General features: G+C 71.2%; 2 protein-coding genes. Both read right to left on the bottom strand.

Annotation, left to right across the window (positions count from 1 at the left end):
- On the bottom strand, positions 1-629 hold a 629-nt coding region (locus AC5RUJ_RS17355; RefSeq protein WP_494156386.1), incomplete at its 3' end, for a prenyltransferase.
- Positions 619-899 (bottom strand): lycopene cyclase domain-containing protein (locus AC5RUJ_RS17350; RefSeq protein ID WP_494156385.1); only part of this gene is annotated, 281 nt, incomplete at its 5' end. The genes AC5RUJ_RS17355 and AC5RUJ_RS17350, both read right to left, overlap by 11 nt.

Genomic DNA, 899 nt, shown 5'->3' with positions numbered 1-899 from the left:
GAGACCAGCACGGTGCGGCGGGCGCCCAGCACGGTGCCGATCGACCCGAGCCCGGCCTCGCGGTCCGGGACCACGTCCTGGACCGCGCCGAAGGCATGGCTGGCCACGCCCCACAGGAAGTACGCGGCCAGCAACGCCCACAACCCCGGGGTGAAGCCGGCGCCGGCCAGGACCAGCCCGTAGACCGCGGGCGAGACGAAGTGCGTGCTGGAGGTCAGCGAATCCAGGAACGGCCTTTCCTTGAACCGCAGCCCCGGCGCGCTGTAGGCGTAGACCGCGGCCAGCGAGACCAGCAGCACCAGGTTGGACGCCACGCTGCCGGCTACCGCCAGGACCGCGATGAACGGCAGCGTGGCCACGGCGCTGGCCTGCAAAATCGCGCGGTGTCGGGCCCTGTCCACCACCGCTCCCTCGGCCCCGCCCTTGCGCGGGTTGAGCAGGTCCGATTCATAGTCGAAGACGTCGTTGATGCCGTACATCGCCAGGTTGTACGGGACCAGGAAGAAGATGGTGCCCACCACCAGCAGCCAGTCGACGCCGCCGGAGGCCAGCAGGTACCCGGCGGCGAAGGGGTAGGCGGTGTTGACCCAGGACACCGGCCGGGAGGTGACGACCAGTTCACGAATCACGACGGTTCCCCTCCCCCGCCGGCTCGGCCGGCCTCTCATCGGCACGACGGCGGCGCGGGCCCGTGAGCATCAGCCACACCGCGGGCAGCAGCAGCGCCGCACCCAACGGATAGGCAAAGTCCTCGACCGGCGCCAGTCCGATCCGGAGTCCGGCCAGGGCGTGTCCGCCGTAGTCGAACAGCCCGGAGGCGATCATGACGTTGTCGAACACGGCGGTGAGCACCCAAAGCGCCGCGACGGACAGGCCGGCCGCCGCGGCTGCCCCGCGGG

The sequence above is a fragment of the Arthrobacter sp. Y3223164 genome (genome assembly GCF_059091005.1).
Note: the sequence above shows the minus strand (reverse complement) of the source record. Positions and strands in the feature narration are given on the sequence as shown.